Source organism: Pseudomonas pergaminensis, assembly GCF_024112395.2.
Lineage (GTDB): Bacteria > Pseudomonadota > Gammaproteobacteria > Pseudomonadales > Pseudomonadaceae > Aquipseudomonas > Aquipseudomonas pergaminensis.
In genome coordinates, this window is record NZ_CP078013.2 from 6,534,069 (window position 1) to 6,547,426 (window position 13,358).

10 protein-coding genes are annotated in these 13,358 nt (G+C 61.4%); 5 read left to right on the top strand and 5 right to left on the bottom strand.

What is annotated here, in order from left to right:
* Positions 1 to 140: 140 nt before the first annotated feature.
* Positions 141 to 3,017, bottom strand: coding sequence for an EAL domain-containing protein (locus KUA23_RS29835; protein WP_252993251.1), 2,877 nt, complete (start codon positions 3,015 to 3,017; stop codon positions 141 to 143).
* A 247-nt stretch (positions 3,018 to 3,264) separates the two neighbouring features.
* On the opposite strand from KUA23_RS29835, the gene uvrD reads away from it, so the two are divergent.
* From uvrD to KUA23_RS29850, 3 genes are all read left to right on the top strand, one after another.
* Positions 3,265 to 5,448: a DNA helicase II gene (gene uvrD / locus KUA23_RS29840; RefSeq protein ID WP_015886602.1), complete on the top strand. Its 2,184-nt coding sequence runs from the start codon at positions 3,265 to 3,267 to the stop codon at positions 5,446 to 5,448.
* A gap of 260 nt (positions 5,449 to 5,708) precedes the next feature.
* Complete coding sequence (locus tag KUA23_RS29845; protein ID WP_078050797.1) at positions 5,709 to 6,578, top strand: Tim44 domain-containing protein; 870 nt, start codon at positions 5,709 to 5,711, stop codon at positions 6,576 to 6,578.
* A 135-nt stretch (positions 6,579 to 6,713) separates the two neighbouring features.
* On the top strand, positions 6,714 to 7,121 hold the full coding sequence (locus KUA23_RS29850; protein WP_010207624.1) for an SMI1/KNR4 family protein: 408 nt from the start codon (positions 6,714 to 6,716) through the stop codon (positions 7,119 to 7,121).
* 197 nt (positions 7,122 to 7,318) lie between these two features.
* Here the strand turns inward: KUA23_RS29850 and KUA23_RS29855 are convergent, their stop codons facing one another.
* On the bottom strand, positions 7,319 to 9,082 hold the full coding sequence (locus KUA23_RS29855) for a cation:proton antiporter (protein WP_078050798.1): 1,764 nt from the start codon (positions 9,080 to 9,082) through the stop codon (positions 7,319 to 7,321).
* 291 nt (positions 9,083 to 9,373) lie between these two features.
* Between KUA23_RS29855 and KUA23_RS29860 the strand changes: the two genes are divergently transcribed.
* Positions 9,374 to 9,859: an acyl-CoA thioesterase gene (locus KUA23_RS29860; protein WP_034110411.1), complete on the top strand. Its 486-nt coding sequence runs from the start codon at positions 9,374 to 9,376 to the stop codon at positions 9,857 to 9,859.
* Positions 9,860 to 9,895: 36 nt separating this feature from the next.
* Here KUA23_RS29860 and KUA23_RS29865 read toward each other — a convergent pair whose 3' ends face one another.
* Together KUA23_RS29865 and pdxY are read right to left on the bottom strand one after the other, a co-directional pair.
* Positions 9,896 to 10,924, bottom strand: coding sequence for a hypothetical protein (locus tag KUA23_RS29865; protein WP_252993252.1), 1,029 nt, complete (start codon positions 10,922 to 10,924; stop codon positions 9,896 to 9,898).
* Between the two features lie 81 nt (positions 10,925 to 11,005).
* A complete protein-coding gene (gene pdxY / locus KUA23_RS29870) occupies positions 11,006 to 11,878 on the bottom strand; it encodes a pyridoxal kinase PdxY (RefSeq protein ID WP_034110415.1) in 873 nt (290 codons plus the stop codon).
* Positions 11,879 to 11,995: 117 nt separating this feature from the next.
* On the opposite strand from pdxY, the gene KUA23_RS29875 reads away from it, so the two are divergent.
* Positions 11,996 to 12,391 (top strand): DUF3301 domain-containing protein, encoded by a 396-nt coding sequence (locus KUA23_RS29875; RefSeq protein WP_015886608.1) that lies wholly within the window; start codon positions 11,996 to 11,998, stop codon positions 12,389 to 12,391.
* On the opposite strand, the gene KUA23_RS29880 is transcribed toward KUA23_RS29875, so the two are convergent.
* Positions 12,385 to 13,347 (bottom strand): CobW family GTP-binding protein, encoded by a 963-nt coding sequence (locus KUA23_RS29880; RefSeq protein WP_099493259.1) that lies wholly within the window; start codon positions 13,345 to 13,347, stop codon positions 12,385 to 12,387. The two genes, KUA23_RS29875 and KUA23_RS29880, sit on opposite strands and share 7 nt — an antisense overlap.
* Positions 13,348 to 13,358: the final 11 nt, after the last annotated feature.

The following is a 13,358-nucleotide window of genomic DNA, read 5'->3' on the forward strand; positions in this document are numbered from 1 at the left end:
TGGGCAGGGCCAAGGATGTAGCAAGCTTGTAGTTATACTACAAGAATTGCCGTTTTGCCCGTCCGACGCATCACTAAATCGCCCTGCCCGCCTTTGAATCTAAGGGCGGCGCAGTTGTAGCCACAGGGGCGGCCTTGGTGTCACGCAGGAAAATCTGCATTTTCCCGTAACAAATCCGCCAGCCCTTCAGCCTGCATCGGTCGGCTGATCAAATAGCCCTGCACTTCGTCACAACGCTCCCCGCGCAGGAAATCCAACTGCTGCTGGTCTTCCACGCCTTCGGCCACCACCTTGAGCGCCAACCCGTGGGCCATGGCGATGATCGCGCGGGTGATGGCAGCGTCTTCACGCCCCTGGCCCAGCCCACGGATGAAGGTCTGGTCGATCTTCACGTAATCCACAGGAATGCGCTTGAGGTAGCTGAGGGACGAATAACCGGTGCCGAAATCGTCGATCGCCAGCTTCACCCCCAGGTCGCGCAGTTGCTGGAAGGTGGCGATGATATGTTCGACGCTGTCGAGCAATTGGCTTTCAGTCAGCTCCAATTCGAGGTATTGAGGGTCCAGGCCGGTTTCTTCGAGCACCTGGCGCACCAGGCTGACCAGCTTGCCCTGGCGCAGTTGATGCACCGACAGGTTCACCGACACCCGGATCGGCGCCAGGCCCTGGCGCTGCCATTCACACGCCTGCCAGCAGGCCTCGCGCAGCACGAACTCGCCCAGCGGCACGATCAGGCCGGTCTCTTCGGCCAGGCCGATAAAGTCTCCCGGCGGCACCATGCCCCACTGCGGATGCTCCCAGCGGATCAACGCCTCGGCCGCATTCAGCTTGCCGGTGGCCAGGCACAGCTTGGGTTGATAGAACACTGAAAGCTGGCGTTCTTCGATGGCCTTGCGCAGGTGGTTTTCCAGCTGCAAGCGCTCCAAGGTGCTGGCTTGCAGGCTGTCGGTGTAGAACTGGAAGTTGTTACCGCCCAGGTGTTTGGCGTGCTGCATGGCCATGTTCGATTGGCTGACCAGCGCGGAAATTTCCCGCGCATTGTCCGGCAACAGGCTGACGCCCATCGAAGCACTGACCACCAGTTCATGCCCTTCCACCGTCACCGGCACCCGCAGCTTGGCCAACAGCCGCGTAGCGACGCGCGCCAGGCTCGACAGGTTGCCGTAGGCGTCGAACAACACGGCAAACTCGTCCCCTGACAGGCGGGCAATGGTGTCGGCCTCGGGCAAGGCGTTGATCAAGCGGCGCGCCATTTTCTGTAGCAACTGGTCGGCGACTTCATGGCCAAGGCTGTCATTGAGCAGCTTGAAACGGTCCAGGTTGATGTGCAGCAACGCCAAACTGCGCCCGCCCTGGCGCACACGCTGGTGGGCCTCGCGCAGCCGTTCGCGGAACAGCGAGCGGTTGGCCAGGCCGGTCAATTCATCGTAATGAGTGAGGTAGCGCATGCGCTCTTCGGACTCACGCCGCGCCGAGAGATCGGCGAAGAAGCCCACGATATGGCTGACGTTGCCCCGGATATCGCGCACCACATTCAATTGCAGCCACTGCGGGTACAGCTCGCCGTTCTTGCGCGTTTCCACCAGCTCACCCTGCCAAGTGCCGTGGCTGAGCAACGCCTGGCGGATCACCGGGAAGTGGCGACGTGCATCGCGGCTGCTGGGCAGTTCGACCACATTGCGACCGATCATGTCGTCGGTTTCAAAGCCTGTGACACGGCTGAACGCCTGGTTCACGGCGATCAGCTTGTAGTCGGGGTCAAGGATCACAATCCCTTCGCTGGCGGCCTCGAATACCGTCGATGCCAAACGCTGCTGTTCTTCCAGGGCCTTGCCGGCAGTGATATCGCGGCGTGTACCGAGCATGCGCGTCACCCGCCCACTGGGCGCGCGCTCTACGGCGCGGCCACGGTCTTCGATCCACACCCAGTGCCCATCGCCGTGGCGCACGCGGTATTCCACTAAGTAGTCCTCGCTGCGACCCTTAAGGTGTTCCACCAAGGCACGCTTGAGCAGCGGCAGGTCTTCGGGATGCAGGCGCGGCTTGAGATGGCTGAGCATCGCCGTGACGTATTCCGGCTCCAGGCCGAACAGTTCCTTGAGCTGGGTGTGGTGGACTTCGTCGGTTTGCAGGTTCCAGTCCCACAGGCCCAACTCACTGGCTTGTAGCGCCATGGCCAGGCGCGCTTCGCTTTTATTCAGGGCCAGGCTGGCGGCATCTAGCTCCTGGCTGCGTTGGGCCACGCGGTCTTGCAGGCCGATCTGGGCTTCGCGCAGTTCTTGCTCGACCTGACGACGTTGTTCGACTTCGCGCACCAACTCCTGATTGAGTTGCTCGCTGCGCTGCTGCGCCTGTTGCAGGTGCTCGATCAGCGCCTGGTTCTGGAAGCGCCTCAGCAGCCCGCGCTGGATCAGGCGATTGACCTGCCACGCCACCAGGCTCAAGGACGCCAGCAGGATCAGGCCGAGTACGCCCCAGCCACGTTGCTGTGGGTCGCCGCTCCAGAACAGGTAAATGATGGCGGGCACCAGGCATGGCAAGGCGAACGACAAAAACGCTGGCAGGCTCACGGCGTACGCCACGCTGGCCGACAGAGTCGCCGCGCCGATCAGGCCGAACACCCAGGCCTGCTGCATAAAACTGTCCACGGGCACCAGGGCGATGGCGGCGGTGGCCAGGGTGAGGCCGCTGACCGCCGAGCCGAGCATAAACATGCGTCGCCAAACGGGCTGGGCCTGGCGGCTGGGCATGGCGGAGTCAAACGCCGCCACCTGGATCACGCGCATTGCCACCAAGGCCAGCAGCCAGACCAACCAAATGCTGTCCAGCAGGTATTGCTTGGGGTTCCAGAGCAGCCAGGCGCAGACCAGGCCATTGACCAACATCAACAGGGTCGGCAACAGCGAACCTTGATACAAAAGGCGCGTGCGCTCGACCGCCATCTCCGTGGCGTAGTGTTTGCGAAGAACCTGCGCGGGCGCCGCCGAGGGGCCGAGCAGATCGGTGCTGAGGGTCATAGGCAGTGTTCTTATAATGGTGAGCCCGAAACGTCGACGGAGCATACACAAGCAAGCGCCTGGGCCAAACTGCTCTGCGTCATAAAAACTGCACGCTCATGCGTCGCAATCTCCGGGGCCAGACGGCTTGAGCGAGACGCCGCGCGGGCTGTGGCCATTGACCGACCGGTCATCACCCTGAAGGTTTTCCGTCGACCACCCGGCATTGGTATTTGCCCCACTCACCCGGGCACCCTAGAATGCGCCGATGCGCGATGATCTCTCCCTTTTGCTGAACTCCCTCAACGATGCCCAACGCCAGGCCGTAGCGGCCCCCGTTGGCCGTCAGTTGGTCCTGGCCGGTGCTGGCTCCGGTAAAACCCGAGTGCTGGTGCACCGTATCGCCTGGTTGATCCAGGTCGAAAACGCGTCCCCGCATTCCATCCTGTCGGTGACCTTCACCAACAAGGCCGCTGCCGAGATGCGCCACCGCATCGAGCAGTTGATGGGCATTAGCCCGGCCGGCATGTGGGTAGGCACCTTCCACGGCCTGGCGCACCGCCTGTTGCGGGCGCACTGGCAGGAAGCAGGCCTGAGCCAGACCTTCCAGATTCTCGACAGCGACGACCAGCAACGCCTGGTCAAGCGGGTGATCCGCGAGCTGGGTCTCGACGAACAGCGCTGGCCGGCGCGCCAGGCGCAATGGTTCATCAATGGCCAGAAAGACGAAGGCCTGCGCCCGCAACATATCCAGGCCAGCGGCGATTTGTTCCTGGCCACCATGCGCAGCATTTATGAAGCCTACGAGGCGGCCTGCGTGCGCGCCGGGGTCATCGACTTCTCCGAACTGCTGCTGCGCGCCCTCGACCTGTGGCGTGACAACCCTGGCTTGCTGGCCCATTACCAGAAGCGCTTCCGGCATATCCTGGTGGACGAGTTCCAAGACACCAACGCCGTGCAATACGCCTGGTTGCGCCTGCTGGCCAAAGGCGGCGACAGCCTGATGGTGGTGGGCGACGACGACCAGTCGATCTACGGCTGGCGTGGCGCGAAAATCGAGAACATCTACCAGTATTCCGAAGACTTCCCGGACGCGGTCACCATCCGCCTGGAGCAGAACTACCGCTCGACCGCCGGGATTCTCAAGGCGGCCAACGCCCTGATCGCCAATAACACCGGGCGCCTGGGCAAAGAGCTGTGGACCGACGGCGGCGAAGGCGAAGCGATCAACCTGTACGCAGCGTTCAACGAGCACGATGAAGCGCGCTACGTGGTGGAAACCATCGAAAGCGCACTGAAAACCGGCCTGGCGCGCAGCGACATCGCTATTTTGTACCGCTCCAACGCCCAATCGCGGGTATTGGAAGAAGCTTTGCTGCGCGAACGTATCCCATACCGCATCTATGGCGGCCAGCGCTTCTTCGAGCGCGCCGAGATCAAGAACGCCATGGCCTACCTGCGCTTGCTGGAAGGCCGTGGCAACGATGCTGCGCTGGAGCGGGTGATCAACATCCCGGCCCGTGGCATCGGCGAAAAGACAGTCGAAGCCATTCGTGACCACGCGCGCCATGCCGATGTGTCGATGTGGGAAGCCATGCGCTTGCTGATCGCCAATAAAGGCCTGACCGGCCGGGCTGCCGGGGCGCTGGGCGTGTTTGTCGAGCTGATCGAGAACCTCGCCGCCAAGTGCGCGGAAATGCCCCTGCACTTGATGACCCAGACGGTGATCGAACAGTCAGGGCTGATCGCCTACCACGAAGCGGAAAAAGGCGAGAAAGGCCAGGCCCGGGTAGAAAACCTTGAGGAACTGGTCAGCGCAGCGCGCGCGTTCGAAAACACCGAAGAAGATGAAGAGCTGACCCCGCTCGCCGCTTTCCTCGGCCATGCGTCGTTGGAAGCCGGCGACACCCAGGCCGATGAGCATGAAGACAGCATCCAGTTAATGACCTTGCACAGCGCCAAGGGCCTGGAGTTTCCCTACGTGTTCCTGGTGGGCATGGAAGAAGGCCTGTTCCCGCACAAGATGAGCCTGGAAGAGCCTGGCCGTCTTGAGGAAGAGCGCCGGCTGGCCTACGTGGGCATCACCCGCGCCATGCAGAACCTGGTGATGACCTACGCCGAGACCCGACGCCTGTACGGCAGCGAGACCTACAACAAGGTGTCTCGCTTCGTACGTGAGGTGCCGAAGGGGTTGATTCAGGAAGTGCGCCTGTCCAACAGCGTCAGCCGCCCGTTCGGCGGGGGCCAGCAACAGAACTCCAGCAGTATGTTTGCCGGTTCCGAGATTCCGGAAACCCAGTTCAGTCTTGGCCAGCAGGTCAGGCATTCGGTGTTCGGCGAAGGTGTGATCCTCAACTTCGAAGGTGCCGGTGCCCAGGCGCGGGTGCAGGTGAATTTCGCCGAAGGCAGCAAGTGGCTGATGATGGGCTACGCGAAGCTCGAAGCCATCTGAAACACTGCACCCTTATTGTAGGAGCCGGCTCGCCGGCGATAGCGGCCTTAAGATTGCTATCGCCCGCAAGCCGGGCTCCTACAGGTGAAGAATCGCGCCCCTCCCTTGTTTTTCACCCGCTCGGGCCAATATCTGTAATTAGTCCTACAGACCCTTCGGAATCGGTCTTACGCAAAAGCCCGAAACATTATGCCGCTAGCCACTGTCACTACACCTGTGCAACATGGCGCGCGTGCAATCCACAAATGGGAATTCCCTTTATGAAACGTTTTCTTAGCATCGCCATGGCGTTGTGCATCGGCCTGACGATGAGCATCGACGCCAACGCCAAACGCTTTGGTGGCGGCAAAAGCATGGGCTCGGCACCGACTCACCAGACCAGCCAAATGGCCCCATCCGCCGGTGCCGGCGGTGCTGCGGCCACCGCAGGCGCAGCCGGTGCTGCAGGCGCTGCTGCCAAGGCTGGCGGTGCTTCGCGCTGGTTGGGCCCTCTGGCCGGTATCGCCGCTGGTGGCCTGCTCGCTTCCATGTTCATGGGCGGCGGCTTCGAGGGCATGCAGATCTTCGACATCCTGATCATGGCGGTCATCGCCTTCTTGGTCTTCCGCTTTATCGCCGCCCGTCGCCGCAAGCAGCAGGAGCACCTGGCTCCAGCCGGCGCGCCGATGCAGCGTGAAGTGTTCGAGCAGAAGCCAGCCATGGGTTCGATCTTCGGTGGTTCGCCAGCGCCTGCCGCGGCCCGCCCGGTGATCAACGCACCGGCCTGGTTCAACGAAGAGCGTTTCGTCGAAGCGGCCCGCAGCCACTTCCAGTCCCTGCAGCAGCACTGGGACGCCAACGAAATGGACAAGATCGCCGAGTTCGTGACCCCGCAACTGCTGGAGTTCCTCAAGCGCGAACGCGCCGATCTGGGCGACGCTTTCCAGTCGACCTACATCGACGACCTGCGCGTACAGCTGGACGGTGTGGATGATCGCGCCGACAAGACTATCGCCACCCTGACCTTCAGCGGTGTGTCGAAGACGTCGCGCTTCGACCAGGGCGAAGTGTTCAGCGAGAGCTGGAACATGGAGCGCGCCCAAGGCGACAACCAGCCTTGGCTGGTCGCCGGTATCCGCCAGAACGGCTGATCCCTGCACGCCTTGCAAGCAGATACAAAAAACCCCGGACCTGTCCGGGGTTTTCTATTTCACGGTTGCACTTATAGCGAGCTACTGTATAAAACGCCCCTATAAACCGCGCCATCTAGCACGAGGATCCCGGCCGTGGAAGAAATCATCGAACAATTGCGTGAAGCCAATGAACCGGTCCCGGTTCCTCTGGAGCTGCCTGACGAAGACTTGCTGGTGGAGATCGAGGAACAATTGTTCATCGACATCCCGTTTGTCTTCCGTGAATTCCTGCTGACCGTCAGCGACGTGGTGTACGGCAGCTTGGAGCCGGTGACCGTCACCGACCCGCAGTCCCACACCTACCTGCCGGACGTGGCCGCCAACGCCTGGGACGCCGGTGTTGATCGCAGCCTGATCCCGATCTGCCAGGATGGCGACGACTACTACTGCGTTGAGGAAGACGGCACTGTGGTGCTGTGGTCCGGCGAAGAAGAAATCGTCACCGAAGAAACCTGGGAATCGGTGTGGCACTGGGCGCGGGACGTCTGGCTGGAAAGCTGAGCCCTGCACCAAGGGTGACCGGCTTGCTGTGGTGATCGGGCTTAGCGTGGTGAGCGGGCTTGCCCCGCGCTGGGCTGCGTAGCGGCCCCATGCCTCACATTGCAAAACCTGAAAGAGCGCGTCGCCTGGACTGGGGCTGCTACGCAGCCCAGCGCGAGCAAGCTCGCTCACCACAAAAAGCTAAGTGGCCCGCTCACTCAGTGTTCGGGCGTATCCTTGTGGTTATCCAGCGTCTCCAGCAAGGCGACCTGCATCCGCGTATGCACGCGGATGAACCACCGCCAGAGCACAGCCGCCACTGCAGCCGTGACCACGGCGATCAGCACCAGCAACTTGTTGGTCGGCAGAATACTGGCCGACAAGGCTGCCAACAGCAGGAAGATCACCAGCAGCGAAAGAATCGGGATCAACTCTGCGATCACCCGCCTTACGCGCTGGGTATGCCGCCCGGCCATCTCCGGCTTCACGCTCATCTCCGCCAGCAACATCGACAGCGCCTTGAGCTTGCGGTACGCCGCGATCAGGAATGGCAGCGACAACAGCAACGCCCCACCCCAGATCAACGCCTTCTGCCAGCTCGGGTCACTGATCCAGCCTTCCAGATAGCCGCCGATGCGCACCGCAAAAAAGCTGCCGGCAAAGAAGATCGCCACCACCAGCGCCAGGTTCACCCCCACCTGCAAGATGATCTTGCGGATCATCGACGCCAGCATCGCACCCTCGCCCTGAGGTTGAATGCTGCGCAGCCATTCACCGTACATGCCGAACACTCGGCTCATGCGCTTGGGCATGACCGCCGCGATCTTCAATGACAACGGGTCGGCGCCGCGAATCAGGTACGGCGTGAGCAATGTGGTAATCGCCGAGACCGCCACTGCAACGGGGTAGAGGAAATCACTGGTCACCTGCAACGTCATCCCTAACGCCGCGATGATGAAGGAAAACTCACCAATTTGTGACAGCCCCATGCCCACGCGCAGTGAGGTACGGCCATCATTGCCGGCGATAAACGCGCCCAGGCCACAGGACAGCATCTTGCCCAGTACCACAGCCACGGTGATTACCGCGATCGGCCAGGCATATTGCAGCAGGATCTGTGGGTCGATCATCAAGCCAATCGCCACAAAGAAGATGGCGCTGAACATGTCGCGAACGGGCTCGATCAGGCGCTCGATCTTAATTAACTGACGGGATTCAGCCATGATCGCGCCAATCAGGAACGCGCCCAGCACCATGCTGTATTCCAGCTTGACCACCAGCAGGCAGAAGCCGAAACACAGGCCCAGTACGGTAATCAGCAACATCTCGTTGCTTTCGAATTTGGCCACGTAGGCCAGCAAACGCGGCACCAGCAAAATGCCAATGACCAGCGCTACGATCATGAACAGCGAGAGCTTGCCGACCGTGGAGAACACCTCGCCGGAGCTGACCGTACCGCTGACGGCAATGCTCGACAGCAAGGCGATGATGCCGATGCCGAGGATGTCCTCGACGATCAGCACGCCAAAAATCAATTGGGCGAAGCGCTGGTTCTTCATCTTCAAGTCGTTGAGTGCCTTGACGATGATGGTGGTGGAGGAAATCGCCAGGATCGCGCCGAGGAACAGCGAGTCCATGGTGTTCCAGTCAAACCAGCGGCCGATCTCGTAGCCGATCCAGATCATCAGGATGATTTCCAGGAAGGCTGCGATAAACGCGGTGGCGCCGACTTTGAACAGCTTGCGCAGGCTGAACTCCAGGCCCAGGCAGAACATCAGGAAGATCACGCCCAGTTCGGCGAGGGTCTTGATGGTGTCTTCGTCGTGGATCAGGCCGAAGGGTGGGGTGTGAGGGCCGATGATGAAGCCGGCGACGATGTAACCCAGCACCACCGGCTGCTTGAGGCGGTGAAACAGGATGGTGACAACCCCGGCCACCAACATGATCACGGCCAGGTCCTGGATAAAGCTGATGGCGTGCATGGCGAGGGGCTCCTTGAGGGTACTGGCGCTTTTCCCACTTCCGCGCGCGCCTTTGATCAGTCGCAAAGAGCGGAAGGAAAAGTCTGCCTTGATCGTAAGAAATGCCCTGAGACGGGCTTTTGAAGGTTAACACCGCGACTTCCGGCAGAAAGCCGGTGCAATATATGGAAACAGATCGGTGCACGCGTGACGGCAAGCCGCCTACCGGCGTCCCGTTATGGATGGCGCTGCAAAGATTCCAGCACCCGCAGAGGTGCCCCCCAACCAATGCCTACAACCCGTGAGTGTGCTATGGAACCCGGAAACGCCCAGCTGTCGATGACGGTATTGATGACCCCTGATATGGCCAACTTCTCAGGCAATGTCCACGGCGGCACCCTGCTCAAGTACCTCGACGAAGTGGCCTACGCCTGCGCGAGCCGTTATGCCGGTCGCTATGTCGTGACGCTGTCGGTGGACCAGGTGATTTTTCGCGAACCCATCCATGTCGGCGAGCTGGTGACGTTCCTTGCATCGGTCAACTACACCGGCAACACCTCCATGGAGGTGGGCATCAAGGTGGTGACCGAGAATATCCGCGAGCGCTCGGTGCGCCATACCAACAGCTGCTTCTTCACCATGGTGGCCGTGGACGACCAGCGCAAACCGGCCGCCGTGCCACCGCTGCAACCGCACAACAGCGAAGACAAGCGCCGGTTCGTGCAGGCCCAGCAGCGCCGGCAGATCCGCCAGGAACTGGAAAAGCGCTACCAGGAAATCAAGGCAGACGCGCCGTAAGCCATTTTTTCCGTTTAGGAGCGGACAAGCCCGCTCCTACAACTGCCAGCACCCATCGTAGTGGGCACACACATCAAAGCGCTGATCCAACTGGCTCATGCGCTCCATGTGATGGTTCACGATGTCCACCATCACGGCTTTGCTGGTGTTCTTGTAGTACTGCGCCATCAACTTGTCGTTGGCCTTGACGCGCTCGACCACGGCGGCGTCCGTCGGGTTCTGCCATTGTTCCAGAATCGCATCTTCGGTCCCGCTCAGGCGCATGCGGTAAACCCGCTCATAAAGCTCCAGCGTACGCGCCTTGCGGCCAGCCATTTCCTGATTCACCAGTGCGTAGTTCTGACGGAACTGAACCCAATAGGCCTCAGGTGGGGTGAAGGTGCCTAATTTCGCCTTGCGCTCGGCGATCGCTTCTTCGGTGGCTTGCGGGCGTTGCGCGGTGTCGGGCTCCATCAACGTGATGAGCTGCATATGGGTTTCAACGATCGCGTTGATCAACGCGGTACGGTGAGGCGTCGCCGGGATTACCTTACCGAATATCGGGCTCTTGCCCGCGCACGACGGCATGCCGTTCTCGAATATCGGCTGGGGAATGCGCACATCCTTGCCCCCAGCACGCGTCAGGCGCTGCAACGAGGTCATGCACATGCCCCGCTCCATATCGAAGGTCACTTCATATTCTTCCCCGGCCTTTGGCGTGATGCTCATGGATTTGCCGCAGACATAGCTTCCGCCATTGGTGTTGATCATCAGCATGGTTTCTTTGCCGGGTGCCAGCTTGAACTCCAGCAAGCCCCTGGCCTTGGCCGGCGGGGGCACGGACATGCCGACACGTCGGCGGGTATCGACCAGGAAAATATTGTTGAGCATGCCAGTGGTCTGGCCCATGCAGTGCTCAGCGTCGTAGACGTCGATGGTGGTATTGGACGTATTAGAGATGAAGCGCAGCTTGGCGGCATCAGGCTCGGTGGCGTCAGGGTAAGTGCCGTTCACACTGCAACCGGCCAGCAACGACGTCAGCACCAGGGCGGTCAGCGCCCGCGGCGAAGGGAATACGAGGGACATGGATCTTCCTTGAAAGCACAGGGGACTAGGAGGCGCCCGATACTACCGGACGCCTTTGCCCTGGCTCAATGAAGAATATTCCTACAACTCAATGGGTGTGGCTTCGAAACGCACGCGAGGATGGGCAATGCGATCCTGGGCGCGTACCAGCTCAAGCTCGTAACTGGCGCAGGCCTGGGTTTCCAACAGCACTTCATGGACCGCGGCAGCGGTGAACTCAAAGGCGGCCAGCAGGCTGTCGCCCAACAGCACCCGCGCCAGGAACAGGCCCGAGGTCAAATCGCCGACGCCCACTGGCTGACGTGGAAACGCCAGCAGCGGCCGACGCAAGTGCCAGCTGCCTTCGGCGGTCACCAGCAGCATCTCGAAACCGTCCGGCAGCTTGCCAGGGTAATCCAGATGTTTAACCAATACCGCTTTCGGTCCGCGTGCCAGCAGCGCCTTGGCCATGGCCAGGCAATCGAACAGCGATTGCGGCTTGCGCCCGGCGAAGCTGTCCAGCTCAAGCTGGTTGGGGCACAGGAAGTCGGCCATGGCCGCAGCTTCGTCCAGCAGGAAATCGCTGACTTCCTGGGGCACGATGCAGCCCTTTTCCGGATGGCCCATCACCGGGTCGCACAGATACAGGGCCTTGGGGTTGATGGCCTTGATGCGCGCCACACCGGTCAGGATCGCACGGCCCTGATCCGCACTGCCCAGGTAACCGGACAGAATCGCATCGCAGTTGCCCAACTCACCGATGGCGGCAATGCCTTCCACCAGCGCCGGAATCTGCTGCGGCGCCAACACTTCGCCCGCCCACTGGCCATACTGGGTGTGATTGGAGAACTGCACCGTGTTCAGCGGCCAGACGTTCACCCCGACCCGCTGCATGGGGAACACGGCGGCGCTGTTTCCGGCGTGGCCAAAGACCACATGAGACTGGATCGCAAGCAGATGAGGTGTGCGTTTCATGCAGGGGATTTCCGTAAAGCCATTGAAATTCTGGCCGCGCAGTATGCGACTAAACGCAGCCTGTACGACAGGCCGGCGACACAGTTAAGCTGCTCTCACTTTGTTGGAGTCTTTCGCATGCTGACCCTGGGAAACATCTTCGTGTTGATGCTGCTGGCGACCGGTGCCGCCTGGGTGTGGCACAACCACGGCCTGCGCGAACGCGCGTTGGAGCGGGTCAAGCAGCATTGCGCCAAACTCGACATCGAACTGCTCGACGGTGCCGTGGCGCTCAAGCGCATCGGTTTTGTGAAGGATGCCAACGGTCGGCGGCGCCTGGCACGCATCTACAACTTTGAATTCACCGTGACCGGCGAAACCCGCCACCCGGGGACTATCACCCAATTCGGCGCCCACAGTGCGCAGATCGAACTGGCGCCCTACCCGTTCGAGATCAAGACACCGCTGCCCAGCGCCGAGGTGATCGAACTGAGCCAATGGCGCCAGGACCACGGCACCAAGAACCGTCAGTAACGGCAGGCCGCCAAGGCGGCCTGCAACGCGGCTACGTCCTGTGGTTCGCTGAAAATCAATTCGATACGTGAGTCACGCCGCCATTCGCTGGTTTGCCAGGCGAGCGGGCTGTTGTCCACAGCATTGGTTGAAACCCAGCCTTCGGCGCCGTGGATAACCAACTTGGCGCGGCGCCACTCAAGGCTTGCGAGCCACCGATGCAGGCGTTGGGCATCGAATTGCTGGCTCGGGTGCCAGCGCCAGCCGATGCTCCAGCCGCCCTCTTGGGCTTGGCTCAGGCAGATCGGTTGCGCAGGGTCACTCCAGATTGCCGGTATTTGCGCCAACCCCTTGGGCACTTCGAAGTTATCCACAGCCGCTGCGGCCTGCGCATTCAGGCCCGGTAACTGCGCCAGCGGCAAATGCGCCTGGCGGGTCCAGTACAACGGGCAGTCAGGTAACTGCTGTTCAATTGCCTGGCGCTGCGCAGCGTCCAGCGCTTCATCCTTGTTCAATACCAGTAGCCCGGCACTCGCCAGGGCTTCCTGCTGCGCTGGCGGCAAGGGCTTGCCCGCCGCCAGCGCCTGGGCATCCAGCACCAGCACACAGGGCTGCAGCGCCAGCACGTCCTGCCACGGCGCCTCCCGCAGTTGTTTGAGCAATTGTGCCGGATGGCCAAGGCCCGAGGGTTCGATAAACAGCCGATCCGGCTTGGCCCTACGCAACAACCGACCCAGTCCTACCTGAAATGGAGCGCCATTTACGCAGCAAAGGCAGCCGCCAGCGACTTCGCCCAGGGCTATGCCGTCGCTGTCCTGAGTGAGCAAGGCAGCGTCCAGGCCGATCTGCCCGAACTCGTTGATCAGCACGGCCCAGCGCTCGTTGGCCGGGCGCTGGGCGAGCAGGTGCTTGATAAGGCTGGTCTTGCCGGCCCCCAAGGGCCCGGCAATCACGTGGGTGGGAATGTTCTGCAGCATGAGGGGCATCG

Coding starts and splice junctions, on each gene's coding strand:
- KUA23_RS29835 (WP_252993251.1), bottom strand. CDS start 3,017: ATGACCCTCAGCACCGATCTGCTCGGCCCCTCGGCGGCGCCCGCGCAG.
- KUA23_RS29875 (WP_015886608.1), top strand. CDS start 11,996: ATGCTGACCCTGGGAAACATCTTCGTGTTGATGCTGCTGGCGACCGGT.
- KUA23_RS29880 (WP_099493259.1), bottom strand. CDS start 13,347: ATGCTGCAGAACATTCCCACCCACGTGATTGCCGGGCCCTTGGGGGCC.
- pdxY (WP_034110415.1), bottom strand. CDS start 11,878: ATGAAACGCACACCTCATCTGCTTGCGATCCAGTCTCATGTGGTCTTT.
- KUA23_RS29860 (WP_034110411.1), top strand. CDS start 9,374: ATGGAACCCGGAAACGCCCAGCTGTCGATGACGGTATTGATGACCCCT.
- KUA23_RS29865 (WP_252993252.1), bottom strand. CDS start 10,924: ATGTCCCTCGTATTCCCTTCGCCGCGGGCGCTGACCGCCCTGGTGCTG.
- KUA23_RS29845 (WP_078050797.1), top strand. CDS start 5,709: ATGAAACGTTTTCTTAGCATCGCCATGGCGTTGTGCATCGGCCTGACG.
- uvrD (WP_015886602.1), top strand. CDS start 3,265: ATGCGCGATGATCTCTCCCTTTTGCTGAACTCCCTCAACGATGCCCAA.
- KUA23_RS29855 (WP_078050798.1), bottom strand. CDS start 9,082: ATGCACGCCATCAGCTTTATCCAGGACCTGGCCGTGATCATGTTGGTG.